At 63.2% G+C, this 20,540-nt stretch carries 18 protein-coding genes and 1 tRNA gene; 14 read left to right on the forward strand and 5 right to left on the reverse strand.

The window, feature by feature from the left end:
* Positions 1 to 19 precede the first annotated feature (19 nt).
* From ACQ4WS_RS11465 to ACQ4WS_RS11480, 4 genes are all read left to right on the forward strand, one after another.
* Positions 20 to 325, forward strand: coding sequence for a PsiF family protein (locus ACQ4WS_RS11465; protein ID WP_099378608.1), 306 nt, complete (start codon positions 20 to 22; stop codon positions 323 to 325).
* A gap of 325 nt (positions 326 to 650) precedes the next feature.
* Positions 651 to 2,915 (forward strand): putative bifunctional diguanylate cyclase/phosphodiesterase, encoded by a 2,265-nt coding sequence (locus ACQ4WS_RS11470; RefSeq protein ID WP_436476309.1) that lies wholly within the window; start codon positions 651 to 653, stop codon positions 2,913 to 2,915.
* A gap of 92 nt (positions 2,916 to 3,007) precedes the next feature.
* Positions 3,008 to 5,395 (forward strand): S9 family peptidase, encoded by a 2,388-nt coding sequence (locus tag ACQ4WS_RS11475; RefSeq protein ID WP_436476311.1) that lies wholly within the window; start codon positions 3,008 to 3,010, stop codon positions 5,393 to 5,395.
* 147 nt (positions 5,396 to 5,542) lie between these two features.
* Complete coding sequence (locus ACQ4WS_RS11480; protein ID WP_436476313.1) at positions 5,543 to 5,983, forward strand: hypothetical protein; 441 nt, start codon at positions 5,543 to 5,545, stop codon at positions 5,981 to 5,983.
* A 20-nt stretch (positions 5,984 to 6,003) separates the two neighbouring features.
* Here ACQ4WS_RS11480 and ACQ4WS_RS11485 read toward each other — a convergent pair whose 3' ends face one another.
* The gene (locus ACQ4WS_RS11485) at positions 6,004 to 6,774 is read right to left on the reverse strand and encodes a hypothetical protein (RefSeq protein WP_436476315.1); all 771 of its coding nucleotides are present in this window, start codon (positions 6,772 to 6,774) and stop codon (positions 6,004 to 6,006) included.
* 119 nt (positions 6,775 to 6,893) lie between these two features.
* Here ACQ4WS_RS11485 and ACQ4WS_RS11490 point away from each other — a divergent pair.
* The 4 genes from ACQ4WS_RS11490 to ACQ4WS_RS11505 all read left to right on the forward strand — a co-directional run bounded on the left by ACQ4WS_RS11490 (position 6,894) and on the right by ACQ4WS_RS11505 (position 10,438).
* Positions 6,894 to 6,969: transfer RNA gene (locus ACQ4WS_RS11490), tRNA-Phe, on the forward strand.
* A 279-nt stretch (positions 6,970 to 7,248) separates the two neighbouring features.
* Entirely contained in the window at positions 7,249 to 7,590 is a 342-nt protein-coding gene (locus ACQ4WS_RS11495) for a collagen-like protein (protein WP_436476317.1), read from the forward strand.
* Positions 7,591 to 7,733: 143 nt separating this feature from the next.
* On the forward strand, positions 7,734 to 10,115 hold the full coding sequence (locus tag ACQ4WS_RS11500) for an acyl-CoA dehydrogenase (RefSeq protein ID WP_436476319.1): 2,382 nt from the start codon (positions 7,734 to 7,736) through the stop codon (positions 10,113 to 10,115).
* 71 nt (positions 10,116 to 10,186) lie between these two features.
* Positions 10,187 to 10,438: a DUF1059 domain-containing protein gene (locus ACQ4WS_RS11505; RefSeq protein ID WP_436476321.1), complete on the forward strand. Its 252-nt coding sequence runs from the start codon at positions 10,187 to 10,189 to the stop codon at positions 10,436 to 10,438.
* Positions 10,439 to 10,467: 29 nt separating this feature from the next.
* Here ACQ4WS_RS11505 and ACQ4WS_RS11510 read toward each other — a convergent pair whose 3' ends face one another.
* On the reverse strand, positions 10,468 to 11,676 hold the full coding sequence (locus tag ACQ4WS_RS11510) for a TCR/Tet family MFS transporter (RefSeq protein WP_436476323.1): 1,209 nt from the start codon (positions 11,674 to 11,676) through the stop codon (positions 10,468 to 10,470).
* Positions 11,677 to 11,781: 105 nt separating this feature from the next.
* On the opposite strand from ACQ4WS_RS11510, the gene ACQ4WS_RS11515 reads away from it, so the two are divergent.
* The 4 genes from ACQ4WS_RS11515 (at position 11,782) to gdhA (ending at position 16,877) form a co-directional block, all read left to right on the forward strand.
* Complete coding sequence (locus ACQ4WS_RS11515) at positions 11,782 to 12,420, forward strand: TetR/AcrR family transcriptional regulator (RefSeq protein ID WP_436476325.1); 639 nt, start codon at positions 11,782 to 11,784, stop codon at positions 12,418 to 12,420.
* A 113-nt stretch (positions 12,421 to 12,533) separates the two neighbouring features.
* Positions 12,534 to 13,895 carry a prephenate-dependent tRNA uridine(34) hydroxylase TrhP gene (gene trhP, locus ACQ4WS_RS11520; protein WP_436476327.1) on the forward strand — a complete coding sequence of 454 codons (1,362 nt, stop codon included), beginning with the start codon at positions 12,534 to 12,536 and terminating at the stop codon, positions 13,893 to 13,895.
* A gap of 184 nt (positions 13,896 to 14,079) precedes the next feature.
* Positions 14,080 to 15,327, forward strand: coding sequence for a DUF819 family protein (locus ACQ4WS_RS11525; protein WP_436476329.1), 1,248 nt, complete (start codon positions 14,080 to 14,082; stop codon positions 15,325 to 15,327).
* Between the two features lie 206 nt (positions 15,328 to 15,533).
* The gene (gene gdhA, locus ACQ4WS_RS11530) at positions 15,534 to 16,877 is read left to right on the forward strand and encodes an NADP-specific glutamate dehydrogenase (protein ID WP_436476331.1); all 1,344 of its coding nucleotides are present in this window, start codon (positions 15,534 to 15,536) and stop codon (positions 16,875 to 16,877) included.
* A gap of 50 nt (positions 16,878 to 16,927) precedes the next feature.
* Here gdhA and ACQ4WS_RS11535 read toward each other — a convergent pair whose 3' ends face one another.
* Positions 16,928 to 17,485, reverse strand: coding sequence for a flavin reductase family protein (locus ACQ4WS_RS11535; RefSeq protein WP_436476333.1), 558 nt, complete (start codon positions 17,483 to 17,485; stop codon positions 16,928 to 16,930).
* A gap of 174 nt (positions 17,486 to 17,659) precedes the next feature.
* On the opposite strand from ACQ4WS_RS11535, the gene ACQ4WS_RS11540 reads away from it, so the two are divergent.
* Complete coding sequence (locus tag ACQ4WS_RS11540) at positions 17,660 to 18,289, forward strand: head GIN domain-containing protein (RefSeq protein ID WP_436476335.1); 630 nt, start codon at positions 17,660 to 17,662, stop codon at positions 18,287 to 18,289.
* A gap of 42 nt (positions 18,290 to 18,331) precedes the next feature.
* Positions 18,332 to 19,138, forward strand: coding sequence for an enoyl-CoA hydratase (locus ACQ4WS_RS11545; protein WP_436476337.1), 807 nt, complete (start codon positions 18,332 to 18,334; stop codon positions 19,136 to 19,138).
* 6 nt (positions 19,139 to 19,144) lie between these two features.
* On the opposite strand, the gene ACQ4WS_RS11550 is transcribed toward ACQ4WS_RS11545, so the two are convergent.
* Both ACQ4WS_RS11550 and ACQ4WS_RS11555 read right to left on the reverse strand, forming a co-directional pair.
* Positions 19,145 to 19,882 (reverse strand): AIM24 family protein, encoded by a 738-nt coding sequence (locus ACQ4WS_RS11550; RefSeq protein WP_436476339.1) that lies wholly within the window; start codon positions 19,880 to 19,882, stop codon positions 19,145 to 19,147.
* 3 nt (positions 19,883 to 19,885) lie between these two features.
* Entirely contained in the window at positions 19,886 to 20,527 is a 642-nt protein-coding gene (locus ACQ4WS_RS11555; RefSeq protein WP_353659006.1) for an AIM24 family protein, read from the reverse strand.
* Between the last annotated feature and the right edge of the window lie 13 nt (positions 20,528 to 20,540).

Consider the following 20,540-nt stretch of genomic DNA (forward strand, 5'->3'; position numbering starts at 1 on the left):
GCGTCTACAAGGATTTGCCATGAAACAATTAATCGCCCTCTGCATCGCCGCCGCGTTTGCCAGTACCGCCTTTGCCGCCGCACCGGAAGCGGCCCCCGTCGCCAAGACGGCGCAACAGTCAAAAATGACCACCTGCAATGCGGACGCCGCCGGCAAGAAGGGCGATGAGCGCAAGGCTTTCATGAAGGAATGCCTGAGCGCCAAGCCGGCACCGGCCATGACGCAGCAAAACAAGATGAAAGCCTGCAATGTCGACGCCAAGGACATGAAGGGCGACGCGCGCAAGGCATTCATGAAAGAATGCCTGAGCGCACCAAAAAAATAAGCGCCGGTTCGAAGCGCCAGTGGGCGCTTCACCCCACAGCGCCAGCCGACAGGCTGGCTTTTTTTTGTTCCCACCGCCTGGAGTTCCCTCTTGCCCTATTGCCTGCCCCCTTCCACTGCCAGCCTGAAACGCTGGATGGCAAGCCCGTCGACAGCAAGGTGATCATGCCTTAGCAATGGATCAATGCATCCGTCGACAAGGCTGAACGCTGAACGCAGGCAATCATGCTTAATGATCAAGATGACATGGAGAAAGATAACGCGTAGTATTTAATCAACCTACTGCTCAGTACGGTTACACGGCATTCTGGAGAAAGGACGGCAGCGTGGCGGCGTCGAACGATCTCGCGCACTGGCGCGGCCAGGTCTTTAGCCGCCTGCTGCAGGTGGTGCTGCTGCTTGGCTTCGTGACGGCCATTCCCAGCGCCCTGTTGGCCGCCAGCGAAGCCATCTGGTCCATTGTCGCCCTCGACTTGCTGGCCATCGGCTGGGTCGGCTTCATCTGGCATTGGCGCGCCATGCCCTACCGCTGGCGCGTGTGGCAATTCCTCATCGTCGCCTACCTGGTGGGCGTGGGCCTGTTGCTGAAAATCGGCCCCATCAGCCAGATCTACATGATGCTCATGCCCGTACTGGCGGCCTTGCTGCTTGGAATGCGGCCAGCCTTGTCAACCCTGATCCTGACCTCGCTGACCATCTTTTTTCTCGGCCTGCATCCCAACGTCGCCCTGCAAATGCCGGGCACGCCCGATTCTCCCGTGCTGCGCTCGCTGATCGTGGCCCTGAACTTCTTGTTCATCGCCGCCGTGCTGACCCTGTCCTGCGCCTTCCTGCTGCGCCACCTGGAGCGCAGCAGCCAGGCCCTGTCACAGCTGAACGCCGAGCTGCGCCTGACGGCCACGGCGCTGGCCCGCCTGAACGACATGGTGATGATCGCGGAAGTGGCGGAGAATCCTTCCGCTACGCACGTCGCACCGGCCACGCGCATCATCTTCGTCAACGACGCCTTCGAGCGCAGCAGCGGCTATGCGCGCGCCGAGGTGCTGGGTCGCAGCCTGCTGTTCCAGCACGGTCCTGCCACCGATGCGGGCGAACTGGCGCGCATTGCCGCCGCCATGGCCAGCGCCCAGCCGGCACGCGCGGAATTGCTGAACTACAACAAGGCCGGCAAGGCGTACTGGGTCGAAGCGGAACTGGTGCCGTTCACGGATACAGACGGCAAGCAGACGCACTGGGTGGCCGTCGAGCGCGAAATCGACGAGCGCAAGAAATCGGAGGCGGACATCCACCGCCTGGCCTTCTACGACGTGCTGACGGGCTTGCCCAACCGGCGCCTGCTGATGGAGCGCATCGCCTATTTGCTGGCCGCAGCGCCACGCGAGCATAAAATCAGCGCGCTGATGTTCATCGACCTCGACCACTTCAAGCACATCAACGACGCGCGCGGACATGCCACCGGCGACGCGCTGCTGCGCCTGGCCGGCGAACGGCTGGCGCAACTGATGCGCAAGGCCGACACGGTGGCGCGCCTGGGTGGCGACGAATTCGTCGTGCTGCTGGCGCACCTGGCCAATGACCTGGACAACGCCGCCCGCGCGGCGGCCCAGGTGGCCGAGAAAATCCGCGCCGCCATCGCGCGCGACTTCGATATCGAGGGGCAGTCCTATCATTGCAGCGCCAGCATCGGCGTGACCCTGCTGCCGAAAACGGGCCAGCAGGCGCACGACCTGCTGCGCGAAGCGGACATCGCCATGTACCGCGCCAAGGCCGAAGGGCGCAACGGCATCGCCTTCTTTGAAGCGGCCATGCAGGCGGGCGTGGAGCGCCGCCTGACCCTGGAACGGGCGCTGGCGCGCGCCCTCGATGCCAACGAATTATGCATGCACGTGCAGCCGCAGGTCGACCGTCACGGCCGGGTGACGGGGGCCGAATTGCTGATGCGCTGGCCACAGGCGGACGGCAGCCAAATCACGCCCGGCATCTTCATCCCCATCGCCGAGGAATCGGGGCTGATCGTCAGGCTGGGCCACTGGGCCCTGCGCGAAGCGTGCCGCGCCGCCAGCCTGCTGGCGCAGGCTGGATCGCCCGTGGCGCTGTCGGTGAACGTCAGTCCGGCCCAATTCCGCCAGCCCGATTTCACCGCCCGCGTGCAGGCGGCGCTGGCCGAACACGGCACGCCGGCCGGCGCACTGATCCTGGAGTTGACGGAGGGCCTGTTAATCGACCAGCGCGACGCCTCGCTGGCGCGCATGCGCGAGCTGGCGGCACTGGGCATCCGCTTTTCCATCGACGATTTCGGCACCGGCTATTCCAGCCTCGCCTACCTGACCTCGATGCCACTGTACGAACTGAAAATCGACAAGCGCTTCATCGACGACACGCCGCACGATGCGCGCGACACGGCCATCGTGCAAGCGATACTGGCCATGGCGCGCCACCTGGGCTTGCGCGTCGTGGCCGAAGGCGTGGAAACGCAGGAGCAGGCCGACTTCCTCGTCGCCCACGATTGCGACGGTTTGCAAGGCTACCTGTATGCGCGGCCCATGCCGCACGATGACTTTGTTGCCTGGCTGGCCCGGCGTCAAGCTTAGCTTTCCGACATTTCCTGCACGAAACTCCTCCGCTAGAATACCGGCCTCATAGCCTGTACCTTCACCATCCCCTTTGATTAAAGTGATCCCCGATGCGTCTGGTTCTTCCCCTGCTGCCGCTCCTGCTGCTATCTCTGCTGCCCGCCGCCCATGCGGCCTCCTCCACCGCCGCCCCCACGCCGATCACGCTGGACCAGGCCATGGCCGATCCCGACTGGATCGGCACGCCCGTCGAAGCGGCATGGTGGGGCTGGAATGGCCAGCTCTACTACAAGCAAAAACGCCTCGGCTCGCCCCTGCGCGACACCTATCAATTGCCGGGCGCGAACGCCAGGCTCAATAGCGGCAAGCAGGTCGACGATGCGCAGCTGGCCAACCTCGACGGCCAGCAGATGGTCGTCAACCGGGCCGGCACGCGCGCCATCCTGCTGCGCAACGGCGACTTGTTCGAACGCGACCTGAAAAGCGGCGCCTTGATCCAGATCACGCGCGGCATCCCGGCCATCAGCGACCCGCAATATTCCGCCGACGGCGGTGCCGTGCAATACCGCAGCGGCACTGACTGGTTCAGCTGGAACCGGGTTGACCGTCTGAGCGCCCCCGTCGCCCTGTTGCGCGCGGCCAAGGATCCGGACGCCAAGCCGGAAGCGGACGCCCTGCGCGAGCTGCAGCTGCGCCTGATCGTCAACCTGGCGCGCCAGAAGGAAGACCGCGATGCGAACCGCGAACGCCGCCAGGAAGAGCGCCGCCGGGACAGCACGCGCGCGCCGGAACCGATCTACCTGGGCGATAAAGTCACGATTTCCGGCAGCGCCCTGTCGCCGGATGGCCGCTGGCTGCTGTTTGTCACGCAAGACAAGGCCGCCGAGAAGGGCAAGCTGGGCAAACTGGCCCGCTACGTCACGGAAACGGGCTACCCGGACGTGGATGACGAACGCACGCGCGTGGGCCGCAACATGCCGATTTCCCAAAGCCTGAAACTGGCGGACCTGCGCACGGGCCAGGTGCGCGAGATCGGTTTCGACGGCCTGCCCGGCATCGCCACCGACCCGCTGGCCAGTCTGCGCGCCGAACAGAAGCTGCCGCCGCTGAAGGGCAAGCGTGCCGTGCGCGTCGATGCCCAGCGCGACGGCATCGCCTGGACCGATGACGGTTCGCGCGTGGCCGTGCGCGTGCGCGCCATCGACAACAAGGACCGCTGGATCGCCAACGTCGACCTGGCCAACGCGGCCCTCGTGCCCGTGCACCGCATCAGCGATGCGGCCTGGGTCAACCGCCGCGCCGACGAATTCGGCTGGCTGCCCGACAACGCCACCCTGTGGTATTTGTCCGAGGAAAGCGGTTACGCCCACCTGTACACGAAAACCGGCGCCGCGCCCGCACGCGCCTTGACCAGCGGCCAGTGGGAAGTAAGCGCCGTCGAATGGAGCCGCGACGGCAAGAATGCCTATTTTATGTGCAACCGGCAGGCGCCCGGCACGTATGAAGTGTGCGCCAGCACGGCCAAAGATGGCGGCGCGCGCGAAATCACGCATTTGAAAGGCGTGGAAAACTTCGGCCTGTCGCCGGATAACGGCAAGCTGCTGCTGCGCTATTCGACCAGCTATATGCCGGCCCAACTGGCGACCATTCCAGTCTCCGGCGGCAAGGCGACTATCCTGACGGATACGCGCAGCGACGCCTTCAAGGCACGCAACTGGATCATGCCTGAATTGGTGCAAGTGCCGTCCACGCATGGCGCGGCGCCCATCTGGGCCAAGCTGTATCGCCCGGCGCAGTTGCAAACAGGCAAGCGCTACCCCATCGTCATGTTCGCGCACGGCGCCGGCTATCTGCAAAACGTGACGCAGCGCTATCCCGCCTACTTCCGCGAACAGATGTTCCACAATCTGCTGGTGGAGCAGGGTTACATCGTGCTCGACGTCGACTACCGCGCCTCGCTCGGCTACGGCAGCGCCTGGCGCACGGCCATCTACCGCCAGATGGGCCACCCGGAACTGGAAGATTTCATCGACGGCGCCAATTGGCTGGCGCAGCAACACCAGGGCGACATCCAGAACGTGGGCATCTATGGCGGCAGCTATGGCGGCTTCATGAGCCTGATGGCCCTGATGCGCGCGCCGGAAATCTTCAAGTCCGGCGCCGCCCTGCGCCCCGTAACGGACTGGACCACCTACAACCACGAGTACACGGCGAATATCCTGAACACACCCGACGTCGATCCGCAAGCGTACAAAATTTCGTCGCCGATCGAATACGCCGACAAACTGACGGGCAACCTCCTGATCGCCCACGGCATGATCGACGACAACGTGTTTTACCAGGATTCCGTGCGCCTGTCGCAGCGCCTGATCGAGCTCAAAAAGGATAACTGGGAAATGGCCAGCTACCCCATGGAGCGCCACGGCTTCGTGCAGCCGGAAGCGTGGTATGACGAGTACCGCCGCATCTATCAGTTGTTCCAGCGCACGTTGAAATAAACCTCCAATGCCCGCTTTCACGCGGGCATTTTTCATGCACGGCAGCTTGCCTTGCCGCCAGTCAATATGGAAAATGAGCAATTCCAAGGCGCTAGCCAAGGGTGAATCGGGCTTGCCATTTCCGCTGGCGTGGCCCATGATAAAGGCATGCAAACCTCAAACTATTCCACCCTTTCGCCACTGCTGCGCGCCGCCTGCGCCAGCCTTCTGCTGCTGGCCGCCAGCGCCTGCGGCAGCGCCCCCACCCAAGATGATGCGCCACCCGCCCCCGGCAATGCCGGCTTGCTGGCGCAAATCCAGGCGGAAGTGGGCGCCGCCGCCTGCGATTCCACCCAGCAATGCCAGACCATCGCCATCGGCGCCAAGGCGTGCGGCGGACCCGAGCGCTACCTGGCCTGGTCCAGCAAGGACAATGACGGCAAGAAACTCAAGGCACTGGCCCAGGCGCAAGCCGAAGCGAGCCGCAAGCAGCAGCAGGCGGACGGCATGATGTCGACTTGCTCCATCGTCACGGACCCGGGCGCCACCTGCGAAGCGGGACGCTGCGTGCTGCAAAAGAGCGGCCTGGGCGGCAGTTCAGCCATGTAATCGAGTGATACTGCAACGCGTCAGGACTGCAATTGCAAGGTCTTGACGATCTTGCTGTCCACCTTCTCGCCCGCGCCCGACATGGCACTCCGGCTTTCCTTGCGCAGCAACAATAAATGGTCACCGCTGACGCCATACTGGCGCGTCTCGTCCATCTTTTGCGTAAAACTGACGACGACAAAGGCGCGTCCGCTCACATCCACGTGGAAATGGCTGGCCAGCGGCGTACCGTCCGCAGCGATCCACACCTCGAGGCCGCCTTCGAACTTCTTCACATACTTGCGGTCTTTCTCAGGCACCTTGTCGAGCGACAAGGTAAAGCTGAGCAGGCGCGCCGGCTTGCCCTTGTAGCTATCCATTTTTTCGCCACTGAACACGGCTTCCTCGATCTCGCGCGACAGGGCGTCCGCTGCCGACACCATGGAGCGCAGCTCCGTCGCCTTCATTTCCCCCAACGCAAAGCCGATAGACGTCTTGACCTTCGGATCTTTCACCCTGGCGCGCTGCTCGGCTTCCACTTTCGCCAGCATCTCCTTACTGTAGAGCACTTGCAAGCCCGCCGGCCCGCCCTCGACAGTGACCGTGGCCTGGCCGCTATCGTCTTCCGCCGCCTTGCCCTCGCCCTCGCGGCGCCAGGTTTTCGACTCGACCTGCGCCTTGATGGGCATCTGCCCCTGCAAGCGCGCCAGCGCCGCATTCAGATCGGCCAGCCCGTCGGCCCGCGCCGTGCCGCACAACAAACTGAACAAGCCCGCCACGGCCAGGCCTTGCACTCCAATACGTCGCTGCATCGCCACATCCCTTCAGGTCATACAAAGATGCCAAAACACCATGTTTTGGCCATCTGTTGCATTTGAACACAGTCAGCTCTGGTCAGGTGGAAAGTCTTTCTGCTATAATTTGCCGCCTTGGCCTGGTAGCTCAGTCGGTAGAGCAGAGGATTGAAAATCCTTGTGTCGGTGGTTCGATTCCGCCCCGGGCCACCAAGAATTCAGTAGCACATAACAAAAAGCCAACCTTCGGGTTGGCTTTTTTGTTTCCTTTCCACAAAACCCCCGCCCCACCCCGCCACTGTGTACGCAAACGTACGGACTGCAGCCGTCCAAGAGCTCATGCTGCAAGCAGACCATATACCCATCCCGCCGCCAGCGCCCTGCGCGATACGGCAGACGGGTCCCCTGGTCATCTCTCCCTGCCATGCGAAACTCGCGCCCGACGCCGTCGAGCCGTTCCGTACATAACGGCACACTGCCAAAGGATGCATCATGAAACCTACCCTGATATTGCTCGCGCTCGCCTCTACCCTCGCCCTGACCGCTTGCCAGCGCGAAGCGCCACCCGCACCGACCGTCGTGCAAGTCGTTCCCGGCCCTGCCGGTGCGCCTGGTCCTGCCGGCGCTACGGGTGCCACGGGCGCTGAAGCCCCTGCCGGCGCGACCGGTGCCACCGGCGCCACGGGCCAGACCGGCGACAGCGGTGCTGCCGGATATGATGGTGCCAAGGGCGCCACTGGTGCACAAGGCAATGAAGGCGCCAAGGGTGACGATGGCGCCAAGGGCAAAACGGGCGACACAGGCGACACGGTGATTGTCGTTCCACAACGCTAATACCGTTAGCGCCGTGATTCACCGGGAACCTTGTTCCCCCGCAACGCCAACCCATGCGGTTGGCGTTGCGCGTATGCGCTGTACCGCACAGTAATATCGGCCATATCGGCCTACCCTGTTCTTATTACACAGGGAGATATCGCATGCTGACGATCATACTGATGCTGGCCCTGCTGGGCCTGCTTGCACTGTTTGCGCCCGGCCCCGTGCGCCGCGCCCTGCTCACGCCGCACTTGCTGGCCTTGTTCAAGCGCATCTTGCCGAGCATGTCCGACACGGAACGCGACGCGCTTGAGGCGGGCACCACGTGGTGGGATGCGGATCTGTTTTCCGGCCGGCCCGACTGGACAAAATTGCTGGCGTATGGCCGCGCCACGCTCACGGCCGAGGAACGCCATTTTCTGGAGCACGACGTCGAGCGGCTGTGCGAACTGGTCAACGACTGGGAAACGCAGCAGCAACTCGACTTGCCAGCGCAAGCGTGGGCCTACATGAAAAGCCAGGGTTTCCTCGGCATGATCATCCCGAAACAATACGGCGGCAAGCAGTTCTCCGCCTACATGCATTCGCAAGTGGTCATGAAATTGTCGAGCCGCTGCTCGGCGCTGGCGGTGAGCGTGATGGTGCCCAATTCGCTGGGGCCGGCCGAACTGCTGCTGCATTACGGCACCAACGAGCAGAAAGATTACTATCTGCCGCGATTGGCTTCCGGCACCGAGATTCCCTGCTTTGCGCTGACCAGCCCGTATGCGGGTTCCGACGCGGCCGCCATTCCCGACCTGGGCGTGGTGTGCATGGGCATGCATGAGGGGCGCGCCACTGTGGGTTTCCGCCTCAGCTGGAACAAGCGCTACATCACCCTAGCGCCCGTGGCGACCTTGCTGGGCCTGGCATTCCAGACCAGCGACCCCGAGCATCTGCTGTCCGAGCATGAAACTCCGGGCATCACTTGCGCCCTGATCCCCGCCAGCCACGACGGCGTGGTAATCGGACGCCGTCACCATCCCTTGAACGCCGCGTTCCAGAACGGCCCCACTTCCGGTGACGATGTCTTCATCCCCATCGACTGGGTCATCGGCGGCCAGGCGCAAGTGGGTAAAGGCTGGCGCATGCTGATGGAATGCCTGGCTGCCGGGCGCGCCATTTCGCTGCCCTCGTCCAGCGTCGGCATGGGCAAGATGGCCGTGCGTGGCACCGGCGCGTATGCGGCCGTGCGGCGCCAGTTCAACATGACTATCGGTAAATTTGAGGGGGTGCAGGAAGCGCTGGCCCGCATGGGCGCCAACCTGTACCTGATGGACGCGGCCCGCACCCTGGCTGCGCACGCCGTCGACCTGGGCGAGAAGCCGGCCGTCATTTCCGCCATCGTCAAATACCACGTCACGGAACGGGGACGCGCGCTCGTCAATGACGGCATGGACATTCTCGGCGGCAAGGGCATCTGCGTGGGCCCCAACAATTTCCTCGCCAGCGCCTACCAGCAAATCCCCATCGCCATCACGGTCGAAGGCGCCAACATTCTCACGCGCAGCCTGATCATCTTCGGCCAGGGCGCCATTCGCGCGCATCCGTATGTACTCAGGGAAATGGCCGCCGTCAGCGAAAGCGATGGCCGCAAAGCCCTGCGGGATTTTGACTCTGCCTTCTTTGGCCACGTGGGCTTTGTGCTGGGCAACCTGGTCAGGGGATTGTGGTACGGGCTGGGCGGCGCGCGCCTGGCGGCCGTGCCCGACGCCAGCGCACCCGCACTGGCGCCCTACTACCGCGCCCTGACGCGGCTGTCGACGGCCTTCGCCGTCATGACGGATATGTCGATGTTCGTGCTCGGTGGCGAGCTCAAGCGCCGCGAACGGCTGTCTGCCCGGCTGGGCGATGTGCTGGCGCAGCTGTACCTGGCTTCGTCCGTGCTGAAACGCTACGAAGACGATAGCCGCCCCGAAGCCGACCTGCCCTACGTGCACTGGTCGCTGCAAGATGCGCTGGTCAAGGCGCAACAGGGCTTGACGGGCGTGCTCGATAATTTCCCCGCACGCGTGCTGGCCGTGCTGCTGCGCACCTTGCTGTTCCCCTTCGGCCTGCCCCATCATCCGCCTTCCGACGAACTGGGCAGCGAGGTGGCGCAGGCCCTGCAAACGCCAGGCGCCGACCGCGAACGGCTGCTGGCCGACGGCCATGTCGCCAGCGAGGGCAGCCACGGCGGCGACCCCGTGGCCTGCGCCGAACGGGCGCTGGTCTTGCTGCCCGACGTGCTGCACATCGAAAAACGCCTGAAAGACACGCCCGCTGGCGCGTCCCTGCGGCACCTGCCGCAAAGCCTGTCCGCCATGCAGCAGTGGCTGGCAACGGCGAAGGCCGCAGGCTCGGTCAGTTGCCAGGAGCACAATACCTTGCTCGAATATGCGCGCCTGGTTGACGGCTTGATCCAGGTCGACGATTTTCCCGCCGATGCGGCGCATCAGGCTCAAGGCGGCGGCGCCGTGCACCGTCTTGATGACGAATCCGCTGGCGAGAGCCGCGCGGCCTAGGCGAGGCTGCTTTGCGGCCTATACTGAATTGAGCGGGTGCTGTGCCCGCTCTTTCCAGAAAGGAGTCGATCATGACGCGCAAATACATCGATTGCAGGGAATTCCCAAGCGACACGCATTGCTCGGTAGCCATCTCGGCCGACAGCGAGGAAGAGCTGTTGGGCATTGCTGTGGAACACGCAGTCTCGGTACACCAGCACCACGATACCCCGGAGCTGCGCCAGCAACTACGCCAGTTGTTCAAGGACGGCACGCCGCCCGAACATCTGCCCATGACCGGGCAGGCCGGCAGCAGCGCCAGCGGCGCCTCGCACACGCATTAAGTCCATGCCGCTCACGCCGGATTGACAGTTCAGGACGCCAGCTTGGCGGCGGGCGTCCTGATGTCCAGGCCCACCACGAGCGGCACGAGCGCAGCGTACACGACGATCACCGACAGCCAGACCGCACCGGGCCAGTACGCCCTCACGCCAAAGTAAATGCTGGAAAAAATCAATGGGCACAGCACGGACGCCAGGCTCACTGACGAGGCCAGCACGCCCTGGAACTGGCCTTGCCGGTCGTCGGCAACTTGACGGGTGGCCAGCGACTGCAGGGCCGGCGCGCCGATGCCGCCCAGGGCGAACACGGGCATGATGGCGAAGATCATCCAGCTGCGGGTGGCAAAAGCCATGACGACCAGCGCCAGGCAGGCGCAGGCCACCCCGGTCAGGATGGTGGCGCGCTCGCCCAGCAGTTTCACGGCCGGGCCGGGTAGAAAAGCCTGGGCCAGCGCCTGGCACACGCCAAAGGCGCCCAGCGACAGGCCGATCCACAGGCCGTTCCACTCGAACGCATCGTGTCCCCACAAGGCCCAGCACACGCCATACACTTCACCGGCCGCGCTGAAGGTAAAGAAAATGACGGTGATCGGCAGCAAGCTTTTCTCCGCGAAAACCCAACGCAGCGGGCGCAAGGGATTCAATGCCGCCAGGTCGATTTTCGCGCGCATGGGCGGGCGAGATTCGGGCAGCATAAACAACGCCAGCAGCAGGTTGCCCATATTCAGTACGGCGGCCGCAATGAACGGCAGGCGCAGCCCGTAGTCGCCCAGTGCGCCGCCCAGCACGGGACCGATGATGAAGCCGGCGCCAAACATGGCGTTCAGCAAACCGAAACGGCGCGCCCGCATCGCCTCGGGAGAAATATCAGTGATGTAAGCGGTGGCCACGGACACGTTGGCGCTCGTCAGCCCCGCGATGGCGCGCCCCAGCAACAGCATCCACAGGCTCGGTGCAAAGGCGAGAAACAGATAATTGACGGCGGCGCCAGCCAGCGACACCAGCAGGACGGGGCGCCGGCCCAGGCGGTCGCTCAGCGCTCCCAGCACGGGCGCAAAGATGAACTGCATCAGCGCGTACAAGGCCGTCATGATGCCGATATACGGTGCCACGTTGGCCGCATGCGTAACGTCCCGCAGCAGCGCCGGCAGGATGGGGAAGATCAGGCCGATGCCGACGGCGTCCAGCACGACCGTGGCAAAGATGACAGGCAGCGCTGCCACAGGAACGGATTCTTTCATATACTCAATCTAAATATGTACTCAGTATATAAATAGTACGCCCTGCCTTGCTGCGTCATCAAGCCTTATCTGTACTCAGTACGCCTGGTGTATGATCGTGGCAACATGACGATTCCTTCCGACCTCCGCTCCCGCAAACGCCTTGCCACCCGACAAGCCATTTCGAATGCCGCCACGCGTTTGTTTTTCGTGCGCGGCTTCGAGCAGGTGACGGTGGATGAAATCGCGGCGGCCGCCAGCGTGGGACGCATGACGGTGTTCAACCATTTCCCGCGCAAGGAAGACATGTTCTTCGACCGCGAGGAAGAAGGACGCGAACTGCTGCGCGCCGCCTTGCGCCAGCGCGAGCCCGCCATCCTGCCCATCGAAACCCTGCGCCTGCTGGCGCACCGGCTGGTACTGGAAGACAGTCCCTACATCACATTTTCCGCCGCCGGCCAGGGTTTCATTGCCACCATCGAGGCCAGCGACACCCTCAAAGCACGGGCGCGGGCGATACGCGACGAGCTGGCGCAAGTGGTGGCGCAAGCGCTGACCGAGTGCACGGGGCGCGCTGCAAACGATCCCCTCGCCCACCTGGCGGCCAGCCTGCTGCTGGCTACCTGGAGCACCGCCCTCATCGAAGCGCACCGCGCCTTCGCGCGGCATGGCGACGCGCGGCAGGCCAAGGCCGGCTTTCTCGCCCTGGTGGACCAGGGACATATTGGCTTGAACGCGGCCATGGCGGGCACGCCTTACGCCTGAAGTTGCCTGGCAGCGGCCTGGCACCGGCGCTGGTACCACATGTCAATCCCTTGACCCAAGGCAAGGCAATCTGGCGCCAGCCCGCCTACAATCGCCGGCTTTGCCCCTCCTCCATGCGCCACGCTCCCGAACTCCTCCTGCCTGCCGGCTCCCTGGCCAAGATGCACGCCGCCTTCGACTATGGCGCCGACGCCGTCTATGCGGGCCAGCCGCGCTATAGTTTGCGCGTGCGCAATAACGATTTTTCGACCTTGCAAGCCTTGCAGGAGGGAATTGATGGCGCGCATGCGCGCGGCAAGCAATTCTTTGTCGCCAGCAACATCTTCGCCCACAACGCCAAGCTGAAAACGTATTTGCGCGACATGGAACCGGTGATCGCCATGCGTCCCGACGCGCTGATCATGGCCGACCCGGGCCTGATCATGATGGTGCGCGACAAGTGGCCGGACATCCCCGTGCATCTGTCGGTGCAGGCGAATGCCGTCAACTGGGCCGACGTGAAGTTCTGGCACCGCATGGGTTTGACGCGCGTGATTTTGTCGCGCGAACTGTCACTCGACGAGATCGAGGAAATCCGCCAGCGCTGCCCGGAAATGGAACTCGAAGTGTTCGTCCACGGCGCCCTGTGCATCGCCTATTCGGGCCGCTGTTTGCTGTCCGGCTATTTCAACCACCGCGACCCGAACCAGGGCACGTGCACGAATTCCTGCCGCTGGGATTACAAGGTAAAAAATGCCGCGGAAGACGCCAGCGGCGACCTGGGCGGCATGCAGGTGGTGCCGCTGGAATTCCACCAGGCGCTGGCCAAGGCCGACAACAACGCGTTTTCCGCTCTGCACCAGCAGCCGCGCCACCCGCTGGCCGACCAGCCCTATTTCATTGAAGAAGCCCAGCGCCCGGGCCAGCTGCTGCCGATACTCGAAGACGAGCACGGTACCTACATCATGAACTCGAAAGACTTGCGCGCCGTCGAGCACATCGAGCGCCTGGTGAAAATCGGCGTCGACTCGCTGAAGGTCGAGGGCCGCACCAAGTCGCTGTACTACGCGGCGCGCACGGCGCAAGTCTACCGCCAGGCCATCGATGACGCCGTGGCGGGCCGCCCCTTCGACATCGGCCTGCTGGGCCAGTTGCAAGGCCTCGCCAACCGTGGCTACACGGACGGTTTCTATCAACGTCATCATACCCAGGCGCACCAGAACTACATGCGCGGCGCGTCCGAGGCGGACCGCAGCCAGTACGTGGGCGACGTGCTGGGCGTGACGGACGGCTGGGCACGGGTAGACGTCAAAAACCGCTTTGCCGTGGGCGACCGCATCGAGGCCGTGCATCCGGGCGGCAACCGCGACTTCACCATTACTCGCATGCTCAGCGATGACGGCAACGACATCCAGGTGGCGCCCGGCAGCGGTCACTTCGTGCGTATCGAACTCGACGCAGCCCTCGACAAGGCCTTGCTGGCGCGCTATTTGTAAGCGCCAGTCTGGCGGCGGCATCGGCGAACCCGTCCACAAGTGTTTGATTTGACAAGTAAGAATCTGCGCATCACCGCCTAAATAATTTGTTTAGGCTTCAACATTGCTATACGATACGGCCACCCTGCGCCCGGGGGCCTTATCGGCATCCCGTGCGTCCCTGACATGTTCACCGGAATCCCCGATGCCACCTGCCACTACCGCCCTGATCACCAATGATGCCGTCGTCCTCGGCCTGCTTGCCATGACCCTGGGGGCCGTCTTCTGGACTGCCTCCCGCGCTGACGGCTTCTGGAAAAAGTTCTATACATATATTCCTTCCTTGCTGATGTGCTACCTGATCCCGGCACTGCTCAACACCTTCGGCATCATCGACGGCAATGCCTCCGGCCTGTACGCCGTGGCGCGCGACTATCTGCTGCCCAGCGCGCTGGTCCTGCTGTGCGTAGCCATCGATTTCGGCGGCATCATCCGCCTCGGCCCCAAGGCCATCATCATGTTTCTCACCGGCACGCTGGGCGTGATGCTGGGCGCCCTCGTTTCGTTCGAAGCCCTGCGTCTGATCCACCCGGAAACGGTGGCGGGCGACACCTGGCGCGGCATGACGACTGTCGCCGGCTCGTGGATAGGCGGCGGCGCCAACCAGGCGGCCATGAAGGAAGTGTTTGAAGTGGACGCCACCCTGTTTGGCCAGTTCGTCGCCGTCGACGTGCTGGTGGCCAACGTCTGGACGGCCGTGCTGCTGTTCCTGGCAGGCCGCGCGGGCGCCTTCGACCGCTGGACAGGTGCTGATTTGACCGCCATCAATGCGCTCAAGGACAGCATCGAAAGCTACCGCACGCAGCACGCGCGCATCGCCACCCTGACCGACATCATGATCATCCTCGGCGTGGGCCTGGGCGTGACGGGCCTGTCGCACTTCCTGGCCGGCCCCATCATCAGCTGGATCAACACCCTGCCGGCCGCATGGCGCTTGCAGGATTACAGCCTGACATCGAATTTCTTCTGGATCGTCGTACTCGCCACCACCTTCGGCTTGCTGCTCAGCTTTACCCGCGCGCGCAGCCTGGAAGGCGCGGGCGCCTCGACCATCGGCTCGGCCATGCTGTACGTGCTGGTGGCCACCATCGGCATGCACATGGACCTCGGTGCCCTGCTCGACAAGCCTTTCCTGTTCCTGCTCGGCCTGATCTGGATCGCCGTGCATGGCGGCCTGATGCTGCTCGTCGCCAAGCTGATACGCGCGCCCCTGTTCTTCATGGCCGTGGGCTCGCAAGCGAACATCGGCGGCGCCGCCTCGGCCCCCGTCATCGCCAGCGCCTTCCACCCGGCCCTGGCACCCGTCGGCGTGCTGCTGGCCGTGCTCGGCTATGCGCTGGGCACCTATGGCGCCTACATCACGGGGTTGATTCTGCGCAGCATGGCGGGGTGATGCCTGTCCTGGTTTGACCAGGCGAGCCGCAACGACAACGCCAGCCTTCGGGCTGGCGTTGTCGTTTACCACGCGCATCGGCGGCAGAGTCCTCAAAAATCCCCACCATGTAGCAGAAACCCCTCAAAACCAAATTTCCGCACCATTTTTGTGCGAAATCTGCGATGATAGTTGCCCAAATAACCGATTACCTCCATGGAATTCTGATGAAATACGCATCTGCTCACGAGTATGTCCAGCATGTCGCCGCACGCAATCCAGGTCAACCCGAGTTTCTGCAAGCCGTCACCGAAGTCATGGAGAGCTTGTGGCCATTCCTGGAACAGCACCCGAAATACGCGGAACAAGGCTTGCTGGAACGCTTGATCGAGCCGGAGCGCGTGGTGATGTTCCGCGTGTCGTGGGTCGATGACCATGGGCAAGTCCAAGTCAATCGCGGCTATCGCATCCAGCACAGCATGGCCATCGGACCGTACAAGGGCGGCATCCGCTTCCACCCTTCCGTCACCTTGTCCGTGCTGAAATTCCTCGCCTTCGAACAAACGTTCAAGAATGCCCTGACCACGTTACCGATGGGCGGCGGCAAGGGCGGCGCCGATTTCGATCCGAAGGGCAAGAGCCCGGGCGAAGTGATGCGCTTCTGCCAGGCGTTTGTCGGCGAACTGTTCCGCCACGTGGGTTCGGACACGGACGTGCCGGCCGGCGACATCGGTGTGGGCGGCCGCGAAGTGGGCTATATGGCCGGCATGATGAAAAAACTCAGCAACCGCGCCGACTGCGTGTTTACCGGCAAGGGCGCCAGCTTCGGCGGCTCGCTGATGCGTCCGGAAGCGACGGGCTACGGCACCGTGTATTTTGCCGAGGAAATGCTGAAAACGCGGGGCCGCTCGTTCGAAGGCATGCGCGTCTCCGTTTCCGGCTCGGGCAACGTGGCGCAATACGCGGTGGAAAAAGCCATGGCCATGGGCGCGAAAGTCATCACCGTCTCCGATTCCAGCGGCACCGTCATCGACGAGGATGGCTTTACGCCGGAAAAGCTGGCCATCTTGATGGAGGTCAAGAACCATCTGTACGGCAGGGTCAGCGACTACGCCGAACGCACGGGCGTGCGCTTCGAAGCGGGCGTGTCGCCATGGCATGTGCCGGTCGACATCGCCCTGCCCTGCGCCACGCAAAATGAATTGAACATCGACGATGCGCGCACCTTGATCGCCAATGGCGTGCAATGCGTGGCCGAAGGGGCCAACATGCCCACCACCATCGAGGCAGCCAAGGCCTTCGAGGCGGCCGGCGTGCTGTATGCGCCGGGCAAGGCCAGCAATGCGGGCGGCGTGGCGACTTCCGGCCTGGAAATGAGCCAGAATGCGGCCCGAATTTCCTGGCCGCGCGAAGAAGTCGATGCGCGTTTGCTGCAGATCATGCAAGGCATCCACGCCGCATGCAAGCAATACGGCACGCGCGCCGATGGCACCGTCAGCTACGTGGATGGCGCCAATATCGCCGGTTTTGTCAAAGTGGCCGATGCGATGCTGGCGCAGGGGGTGATTTAATCATCGGCCAACGATGTTGTCGGATTACGGTTCTTCGAACCTAATCCGACCTACGACATTTCAGGTTTCATCAAGCTCTTGCGGCTGATGGTACGGCCCGACACCATGAACTCGCCATTCCCCCGGTAGTGCAGGGTTTCGGGCAGCTTGGGCGAGGTGGCCACGTGGGCTTTCACGCATTCGAAGATGAAGAAGCCGCCTTTCGGATTGCCCGACACCTGGGCCAGCTTGCATTCGAAGTTGGCGTAGCACTCGGCGATCAGGGGCGCGCCCACCAGCTCGGCCCGCTGCGGCGTCAGGCCGAAGGCCGTGAACTTGTCCGTGTCTTCGCCGCTGCAATTGCCGATGGCCACCACCTGGTCGACCATGTCGGCCGTGGGCAGGTTGATCACGCATTCCATGCTGCGCTTGATCATTTCATAGCTGTGGTTCGCGTCGGAAATAAAGCAGCCCAGCAAGGATGGCGACAACTCCATCAACATGTGCCAGGCCATGGTCATGACGTCGCTTTCCCCTTCCCACGTTGAACTGACGAGCACCACCGGCCCCGGTTCGAGGAAGCGCCGGATATCGGCGACGGGATAATCTTCTTTGTGGTAATTTTTCATGCAGTCTCCAGGACGCGGTATGCCATAGCATAGCCCAACGGCGCCTTGCCGGGCGCGCGGCTGCCCGATGGCAGCGGTCATCCGCGCCGTGATTTGTGCAGTTCGTCGCAAATTTCTCGCCTATGGAGATGTTGCACAATAGAATACACTGATCAACTACTCAAGGAAACCGCCATGCGCCCTCTGTTCCTGTTGTCAGCCCTGTCTCTCGCCTGCCTCTCCACCCTCGCGCATGCCGACGAGCAAAGCCGCACGGTCGGCGCCTTCAACGCCATCGACATCCGCGGCCCCATCAGCATCGAGGTGGAATCGGGCAAGGAGCAAAGCCTGCTGCTGCGCGGCGACCAGAAATTCCTCAGCGGCGTCATCACGGAAGTGGTCGATGGCGAGCTGAAAATTTCCATGAAGGATAAAGAGATCAAGAAAACGGAGGGCGACCCGCGCATCATCATCACCATGCCCACCTTGCGCAAGCTGATCGCGGAAGGCGCGGGCGAGAAGATATTGACCAAGCTCAATGGCCCACGGGTCGACATCAGCTACAAGGGCGCGGGCCGCCTGGCTGCCGATGGCCAGGTCGACTGGCTGCGCCTGAAGGCGCAAGGCGTGGGCGAAGTCGATACGAAAGCCTTGCTGGCGAAAAATGTCGACGTCAATTTCGAAGGCATCGGCTCCGTCAAGGTGTATTCCTCGGGCGAACTGAATGCCGTGGTGCGCGGCATGGGCGAACTGACGTATTACGGCAAGCCGAAGATCGTGCACAAGTCGGTCGCCGGCATCGGCAGCGTGAACGCCGCCAAATAAGACTTCCTAAAACAACAAGGCCATCAGGCCACTGGAGACCGCATGAGCGCAACACCCGAGACCCAAGATACCGAAGCACCGCTGGTGCTGCGCGAGGATGAGGGTGGCCTCGTCACCCTGCGCCTGAACCGTCCGCTGCAATTCAATGCCCTGTCGGTAGCCATGCTGGCGGCGCTGCAAGAGGCCTTCGATGCCATCGCGCAAGAACCGCAGGTGCGCTGCGTGGTGCTGGCCGCCGAAGGCAAGGCTTTTTGCGCGGGCCACGATTTGCGCCAGATGCAAGCCACGCGCCAGCTTGCGTATTATCAAACCCTGTTCGCGCAATGCTCGCGCGTGATGCAAGCCATCCAGGCCTTGCCCGTGCCCGTGATTGCCCGCGTGCATGGCATCGCCACGGCAGCCGGTTGCCAGCTGGTGGCCAGCTGCGACCTGGCCGTGGCGGGCGCCTCCGCGCGCTTTGCCGTGTCCGGCATCAACGTGGGCCTGTTCTGCGCCACGCCCTCCGTGGCCCTGTCGCGCAATGTGTCGCCCAAGCGGGCCTTCGACATGCTGGTGACGGGCCGCTTCATCGATGCCGACACGGCCGCCGACTGGGGCTTGATCAACGAAACGGTGGCCGACGCGGCGCTCGACGAGGCCGTGGCGCGCCTGGCGCAGCAGATCATGGCGAAAAGCCCGACGGCCATCCGCTACGGCAAAGCCATGTTCTACCGGCAGCGCCAGCTGCCGCTGGACGATGCCTATGCTTATGCGGGCGACGTGATGGCGCGTAACATGATGGAAGAGGATGCGGACGAAGGCGTGAGCGCCTTCCTGGAGAAACGGCCGCCCAGCTGGGCGCGGCCGTAAAGTAGTTTAACGCTCTTGCTTCATCTGCTGCTGCACGGACAGACTCAAGCTACCCAGGTCTTCCTTGCCCAGCAGCGGCAATTGCGCCAGCAGCTGCATCAGGGTGGAACTGCCCGTCACATCGAGCTCGGACGACTGCACCAGCACCGTGCCGGCGCCCGTGAAGTCGATCTGCTTTTCCTCGCCAGATAAACTGAAACCCGTCAGCGCGCCGGCGGCCGAGGCCCAGCCCTGCACGTGGGCGTAATCGTAGTGATACGAAGGGCTGGGGCAATCGGCCCAGCCCAGCACGGCCTGCTCGTCGACGCGGCATGGCAATTCCAGGAAATGCACGGGGCCGTTCGACGAGGCGATGACCTTGCCCGTGCCTATCATCGTCAGGTAGCCGGGCAAGGTCGATTCCTGGCAAATCACGTCCTTCGTAAAACCCAGCAGGTTTTTCGCGCGGATGGTCATGTTGGCGTTGTCCAGGTCGTAGCACGCCAGGTCGTTGCCGTTGTCGCCCAAGATCAATTGGCCTTGCCCTTGCGCCACGACAAAGTGGTGGATGTATTTCGGCGCATTGAAGGCATTGCGCACGATCAAGTCGAGCACGCTGCTACCCATGGCTTCAAAGCGCAGCTCGCCATAGAAGGCGATCATCTTGCCCTTGCGAACGAAGATCTGTTCCTTGACGTCGATGACATACGAAAAACGGTTCAGGTTATCGTTCTTCGGCAAGGTATCGGGAGTGTAAATCGTCATGGCTTACCTTTCGCTCGCTTGGATGTAGACCGTGCCCTGGCCCGTAAACTTCACCTGGTACGATTCGCCGGAGGCCTGGCCGACAAAGGTTTTCCAGTTCAGGTCCGTGACGATGGTCGAGCTCAGCTGCCCCGTGTGGCCGATATACGCTTGCGGATCGACAAACACGGGCACGTCCGGCGTGACGGGCAAGCCGATGGCATTGCCGTCAGACAAAATTGCCACTTCGCCCGTGCCTTGCAAGGTGGTGGTAAACAGACCCTGGCCCGAGGCCATGCCGCGCACCACGCCCTGCACGCCGCCCTGGTTGCCGAGGAACATGGTGCCAGCCGTCAGGCGCGCATCGAAGGCCAGCAGGGAATCGCTTTCCACATAGAACGTTTCGCCGCGCACGGGGACGATGCTGACGAACAGGCCGCCCTGCGCATAAAACACGCTGCCCGTGCCACGCGCCGACATCATGGCGTAGCCTTCGTTCGTGACGGCGCGCATGGCCAGGCTTTGCACGCCCTGGCCGGCCAGGAAGGAGCGGCTGAACGCCACGTCGCCCTGGTACGACACCATGGCGCCCTTGCGCGCGAATACTTCTTCATTGCCGAGTTTGACCTCAAGCATCTTTTCATTGATTTGCTGATAGACAGGCATCGCGGATCCTCGC

This window comes from Janthinobacterium leeuwenhoeki (genome assembly GCF_051380795.1).
Classification (GTDB): Bacteria; Pseudomonadota; Gammaproteobacteria; order Burkholderiales; family Burkholderiaceae_D; genus Janthinobacterium.

What these genes read in the sequence shown, in the direction of transcription:
- ACQ4WS_RS11465 (WP_099378608.1), top strand. Translation starts at nt 20, where the DNA reads ATGAAACAATTAATCGCCCTCTGCATCGCCGCCGCGTTTGCCAGTACC.
- ACQ4WS_RS11475 (WP_436476311.1), top strand. Translation starts at nt 3,008, where the DNA reads ATGCGTCTGGTTCTTCCCCTGCTGCCGCTCCTGCTGCTATCTCTGCTG.
- ACQ4WS_RS11480 (WP_436476313.1), top strand. Translation starts at nt 5,543, where the DNA reads ATGCAAACCTCAAACTATTCCACCCTTTCGCCACTGCTGCGCGCCGCC.
- ACQ4WS_RS11485 (WP_436476315.1), bottom strand. Translation starts at nt 6,774, where the DNA reads ATGCAGCGACGTATTGGAGTGCAAGGCCTGGCCGTGGCGGGCTTGTTC.
- ACQ4WS_RS11495 (WP_436476317.1), top strand. Translation starts at nt 7,249, where the DNA reads ATGAAACCTACCCTGATATTGCTCGCGCTCGCCTCTACCCTCGCCCTG.
- ACQ4WS_RS11500 (WP_436476319.1), top strand. Translation starts at nt 7,734, where the DNA reads ATGCTGACGATCATACTGATGCTGGCCCTGCTGGGCCTGCTTGCACTG.
- ACQ4WS_RS11505 (WP_436476321.1), top strand. Translation starts at nt 10,187, where the DNA reads ATGACGCGCAAATACATCGATTGCAGGGAATTCCCAAGCGACACGCAT.
- ACQ4WS_RS11510 (WP_436476323.1), bottom strand. Translation starts at nt 11,676, where the DNA reads ATGAAAGAATCCGTTCCTGTGGCAGCGCTGCCTGTCATCTTTGCCACG.
- ACQ4WS_RS11515 (WP_436476325.1), top strand. Translation starts at nt 11,782, where the DNA reads ATGACGATTCCTTCCGACCTCCGCTCCCGCAAACGCCTTGCCACCCGA.
- trhP (WP_436476327.1), top strand. Translation starts at nt 12,534, where the DNA reads ATGCGCCACGCTCCCGAACTCCTCCTGCCTGCCGGCTCCCTGGCCAAG.
- ACQ4WS_RS11525 (WP_436476329.1), top strand. Translation starts at nt 14,080, where the DNA reads ATGCCACCTGCCACTACCGCCCTGATCACCAATGATGCCGTCGTCCTC.
- gdhA (WP_436476331.1), top strand. Translation starts at nt 15,534, where the DNA reads ATGAAATACGCATCTGCTCACGAGTATGTCCAGCATGTCGCCGCACGC.
- ACQ4WS_RS11535 (WP_436476333.1), bottom strand. Translation starts at nt 17,485, where the DNA reads ATGAAAAATTACCACAAAGAAGATTATCCCGTCGCCGATATCCGGCGC.
- ACQ4WS_RS11540 (WP_436476335.1), top strand. Translation starts at nt 17,660, where the DNA reads ATGCGCCCTCTGTTCCTGTTGTCAGCCCTGTCTCTCGCCTGCCTCTCC.
- ACQ4WS_RS11545 (WP_436476337.1), top strand. Translation starts at nt 18,332, where the DNA reads ATGAGCGCAACACCCGAGACCCAAGATACCGAAGCACCGCTGGTGCTG.
- ACQ4WS_RS11550 (WP_436476339.1), bottom strand. Translation starts at nt 19,882, where the DNA reads ATGACGATTTACACTCCCGATACCTTGCCGAAGAACGATAACCTGAAC.
- ACQ4WS_RS11555 (WP_353659006.1), bottom strand. Translation starts at nt 20,527, where the DNA reads ATGCCTGTCTATCAGCAAATCAATGAAAAGATGCTTGAGGTCAAACTC.